Raw genomic sequence first — 4,954 nt, forward strand, 5'->3', positions numbered from 1 at the left:
AAATCCGAGTTCGAAGGCTTCCGGCCCGCGTGGGACCCCGAGCCCAGCGGGCGAGGCGGCGCCGAAGGAGCCGAGGTCGGGGCCGCCCTGGATTGGGCTAAAAGGCGCCCCCCTCAGGCCTACGCGGCCCGGCTTCGCGCATGTCGCGCGCCTTCACCCCAATCCAGGGCGGCCCCGACCTCGGCTCCTTCGGCGCCGCCTCGCCCGCTGGGCTCGGGGTCCCACGCGGGCCGGAAGCCTTCGAACTCGGATTTTTTCAGCAGCCTGCTGGCCGCCTGAACGCCACCAGGCGGCCGAAGAAGCCGCCACCGTGCCGTCCGGCACGGTGGCTCTTTCACGCCAACCTCAGAAGGTCTGGGTCACCAGGTTCGACACCTGGCAGCTCGACAGCTCGACGGCCTCGAAGAGCACCGTCAACCCCGCCGCACCGGCGCCGATGGGCAGGCTGAAGTTGAAGATCCCCTGGGGGTCGGAAGGACCGAAGGTGAGGAGCTGCGGTGCGGCGATCGCCGAGTTCACCCCCGGGCACCCCGGGATCGGCGTCACGCCACCGGCAAGACCGAAGATCAGGAAGGTGTCCTGCCCCGCCGTTCCTCCGGCCGAAGTGAACAGGTTGGTGTTGCCGGCGCTCCCCGGCACCGGCGAGTACAGCGAGTAGCCGGCCGGCGTCATGCTCCAGGAGATGTCCTGGAAAAGCTCGAAGGCCAGGCCGATATCGGTGGTCAGATTGGTGAACGACGGCTCCATCAGCTCGTTGGGAGTCAGGGAGGTGTCGAAATGAGAGACGGACGACCCGGGCTCGAGCGGATTGGGGGCGTACATCAGGACGAAGCCGAAGGGTCCGACGCCACCGGTGAGGCTGCCGGTCTGGGCGGTGACGTTGGGGCCGGTCCACACCAGGTTGCCCGTATTGATGGCCGAGAAGACGCGCTCGGCGTTGGTCATGTTGACCCACAGCTTGAGGAGGGTGGCGTCGCCGAGGAACCAGTTCCAGATGTCGTCGAAACCGGCGAGCAATGTTCCCGTGGCCTCATCGACAAAGGACTGGAAGCCCAAACCGTGGCCGAGCTCGTGCAGCACCACGGTCAGAAAGTCGATATCCGACCCCGGCGGGTTGCCATCCAGGCCGTAGTACCAGTTGGTGTTGTTCAGGCAGTTGTTGTTGAAGTCGATGCTGCGGTTGAAGCGCGCCCGGATCTCGTCGCTGGCGCCGGCGTCGAGATCGACTCCGGCGATGCTGTTGGCGAGGGCGGCGTGGAACCAGGTGGAGGCGAAGGGAGCCCCGGCGAAGTCACGGTTGACGGTCAAGGCTCCCGCCGAACCGAGGACGGCGAAGGTCGGACCGCAGTTGAGGGGCGTGAAGGTGGCCTGTACCCGAATCGGCACCACGCTGTTGAGCTGCAGGCCCCAGATATCGAAGGCGCGCTGAAAGACGTTGAGGCGCTGCTGACCGAGGGTCGTCCCCGGATTGCCACCGACCGGCGCCACCGCGGTGGGGTCGTCGAGGCCGAGGCCGGTCCCGGCGTCGAGGTTCACCAGCACGAACTGGGCTTGTGCCGACACCGCGGCCGGCAAGATCAAGGTCGCGCACAGAGCCAGCAGCGCAACCAGCGAGAAGGTCCCTCGCGACCACTTCACGGCGCCACCTCCTGGTGCACCGATTCTGCCTTCTCTTGGTTCTCCGGCGACTCCCCGGTCTCGGCGCCCGGCGGCGCCACCACGACCACGTCGTGGGTCACGGCGACCTCACCGGAGGCATCGATGGTCGCCACCGCCTGCTTGTGAAAGCCGTCTCCGAGGAGCAAGAACACGCCCCCGGCGAGGCCCGGCAAGCTGACCAGGTTCTTGCGCTCGGCCTGGCGCTCGACGTCGAACATCTTGGCCTCGTCGGCGGTCGGCGGCCGCAGCTTTCCGGTGGCCTCGTCGAGCACCACGCGTAGGCCGAGCACACGCTCGCCGGAAGCGCTCTCGAGGGTGGTTTCCTGGTGGGTGCACTCCTTCGGCGGCTGGTCGCCGGGACTGGCGCCGAGGGGAAGGGTCAGCAGCAGCAGCGCTGCCAGCGAAATGAAGAGGGACTGGGTGGCTTTTCGCAGAGTCAAAACATGCTCCTTCGCTGCAGAAGGTCAAAAAAAGACTTGCCGCGGCGAAGCAAGCGTGCGGGACTTCTACCTGCCAAGGTGTAAACGATACACGGAATTGGGACTCGGCGCACGCCGCGCCGAAGGGTCTGACGAGCTCGCGGTCGCGGTTCAGAGGGCGGCGAGCGGGCGCCCAGCCGGCGCCGTCAGACCGCTGCCGGAGCGCTGGCGAGCAGTCGTTCCGCGACGGCGTCGCCGGCGGCGCGGGTGCCGAGGGTTCCCCCCAGATCTTGGGTGGTCTGACCGCTGTCCAGCAGGTGCCGAACCGCCTCTTCGATGGCCCGCCGGGCCGCCCCGTGGCCGAGGGTGTCGAGCATCAACGCCGCCGACAGGATGGCGCCGAAGGGGTTGGCGACGTCCTTGCCGGCGTACTTCGGTGCCGAGCCGTGGACCGGCTCGAACATCGACGTCCGCCCCGGATGGAGGTTGGCCGAGGCGGCCATTCCCAGGCCGCCCTGGAGGGCCGCCCCGAGGTCGGTGATGATGTCGCCGAACATGTTGTTGGTGACGATGACGTCGAAGGTCTCGGGCTTGCGCACCATCAACATGCAGAGCGCGTCGACATAGAGGTGGCGGGTCTCGATCGACGGATACTCCTCGGCCACCTCGGCGAAGACCCGCTGCCAGAGATCGTGGCCATAGCGCATCACGTTCGACTTGTCCGACATGCAGACTTCCCGGCGGCCGTGCTCGACGGCATAGTCGAAGGCCGCCCGGATGATGCGCTCGACGCCCTTGCGGGTGTGGATCTCTTCCTGCACCGCCACCTCCTCGGCGGTGCCGCGCTTGAAGTTGCCGCCGACGTTGACGTAGGCACCTTCGGTGTTCTCGCGGAAGACCACCATGTCGATGTCGGAGCCGGAGCGGCCCTTGAGGGGACAGAGGCTGTCGTCGAAGAGCTGGATCGGGCGCAGATTGATGAACAGGTCGAGGCCGAAGCGGATGCCGAGCAGGATGTCGGCGGCGTGCTTCATGTCCGGCACCCGAGGATCGCCGTAGGCGCCGATGAAGATCGCCGAGTAGTTGTCGCGGAAATCTTCCAGCGCTCCGTCCGGCAGCGATTCGCCGGTCTCGAGATAGCGATCCGCGTTCCACGGCAGCTCGACCATCTCGAGCGGCAGGCTCCAACGCTCGCGCACCGCGGTGAGCACTTTGACCGCCTCGGCGGTGACGTCTTTTCCGATGCCGTCACCGGGAATGATGGCGAGGCGCTGGGGGGCGTGGGAGGTCTCTTTGCGATCCATGGCGGGGCTGATGGTAGCAGGTTGTCGAGGACTCGGAACCCCTCCCGGCGAGACATCGACCGGCGCTGACGGCGGGCACTTCCACGGCCAACCAACGGCCGGTCGACGGTCCTGCCCTGGGCGCGATTTGAATCTCGCCTTCACCCATGATGAAGTCGGGCGACTGATTCGATTTTGACTCGGAGGATGCGATGCACTCGACACCGTTGATCACCAACGATGCCGTGGTTCTGGGCCTTCTCAGCCTGATCCTGGCCTTCGTCTTCACCACCTCCAACAGCGGCAAGCCGGGTTGGAAGAAGTTCTACACGTTCTTTCCCTCGGTCCTGGCCTGCTACTTCATTCCCTCGGTGTTCAGCACCCTGGGGGTGATCTCCGCCGAGGAGTCGAATCTCTACTACGTGTCGTCGCGCTATCTGCTGCCGGCGTCGCTGGTGCTGCTGACCCTGAGCACCGACATACCGGGCATCTTGCGCCTCGGCCCCAAGGCCCTGATCATGTTCCTCACCGGAACCTTCGGCATCGTCGTCGGCGGCCCTCTGGCCCTGCTGATCTTCGCCTGGATCTCGCCCGATTTGATCGGCGTTGACGGCCCCGACGCGGTCTGGCGCGGCATGACCACCGTCGCCGGGAGCTGGATCGGAGGCGGCGCCAACCAGGCCGCCATGAAAGAAGTCTTCGGGGTCGGCGACCGCATCTTCTCGGTGTGGGTGGCGGTCGACGTGATCGTCGCCAACGTCTGGATGGCCTGCCTGCTGATCGCCGCCGGCCGCGAGAAGCAGATCGACCAGCGCACCGGCGCCGACTCCTCCGCCATCGAGGATCTCAAGCGCCGCATCTCCGACTACCAGGCCGGCATCGCCAAGATCCCGACCGTCACGGAGACGATTCAGATCGTCGCCATCGGCGTCGGCGTCACCGGCTTCGCTCATTTCTGCGCCGATCGCATCGCCCCGTGGCTAGCGGAGAACGCCCCGGCCCTCGAGCGCTTCAGCCTGACCAGTACTTTCTTCTGGATCGTGGTCGTCGCCACCACCATCGGCCTGATCCTCTCGGGCACCCGCTTCCGCGCCCTCGAAGGCGCCGGCGCCTCGCGCATCGGCACCGTCTTCCTCTACTTCTTGATCGCCTCCATCGGCATGCACATGGACCTCAAGGCGATCTTCGCCTACCCCCAGTTATTCGCCGTCGGCGCCCTCTGGATGGTGATTCACGCCACCCTGATGATCGTCGTCGCCAAGATCATCAAAGCGCCGATCTTCCTGATGGCGGTGGGCAGCCAGGCCAACGTCGGTGGCGCCGCCTCGGCCCCGGTGGTGGCCTCCGCCTTCCACCCGTCGCTGGCGACGGTGGGCGTTCTGCTGGCGGTCTTCGGCTACACCCTCGGCACCTACGCCGCCTGGCTCTGCGGTCAGGTCCTGCGCGTCATCGCCGGCGCTTGAGAGCGGCGCGGAGCGCCGCACTCCGTCTTTACAGGGGGGCTAAATGGCGCCCCCCTCGGTCGCACGCACATGTCGTGCGACCTCACCCCCATCCTCGGCGGCTCTCGCCGCCGCCTCGCGCTGACGCGCT

The 4,954-nt window shown here is 66.8% G+C and carries 4 protein-coding genes; 1 reads left to right on the plus strand and 3 read right to left on the minus strand.

Going from position 1 to position 4,954, the window contains the following annotated elements:
• Window positions 1-345: 345 nt before the first annotated feature.
• The 3 genes from AAF604_24730 to AAF604_24740 form a co-directional block, all read right to left on the minus strand.
• Window positions 346-1,638 carry a hypothetical protein gene (locus tag AAF604_24730; protein ID MEM7052891.1) on the minus strand — a complete coding sequence of 431 codons (1,293 nt, stop codon included), beginning with the start codon at window positions 1,636-1,638 and terminating at the stop codon, window positions 346-348.
• Window positions 1,635-2,099 (minus strand): hypothetical protein, encoded by a 465-nt coding sequence (locus AAF604_24735; GenBank protein ID MEM7052892.1) that lies wholly within the window; start codon window positions 2,097-2,099, stop codon window positions 1,635-1,637. The genes AAF604_24730 and AAF604_24735 overlap by 4 nt, the downstream gene beginning before the upstream one ends.
• A gap of 185 nt (window positions 2,100-2,284) precedes the next feature.
• Window positions 2,285-3,382 (minus strand): 3-isopropylmalate dehydrogenase, encoded by a 1,098-nt coding sequence (locus AAF604_24740; protein MEM7052893.1) that lies wholly within the window; start codon window positions 3,380-3,382, stop codon window positions 2,285-2,287.
• A 191-nt stretch (window positions 3,383-3,573) separates the two neighbouring features.
• Between AAF604_24740 and AAF604_24745 the strand changes: the two genes are divergently transcribed.
• Window positions 3,574-4,824, plus strand: a complete 1,251-nt coding sequence (locus AAF604_24745; protein MEM7052894.1) for a DUF819 family protein — start codon at window positions 3,574-3,576, stop codon at window positions 4,822-4,824.
• Window positions 4,825-4,954 lie beyond the last annotated feature (130 nt).

The organism is Acidobacteriota bacterium, from assembly GCA_039028635.1.
GTDB lineage: Bacteria > Acidobacteriota > Thermoanaerobaculia > Multivoradales > JBCCEF01 > JBCCEF01.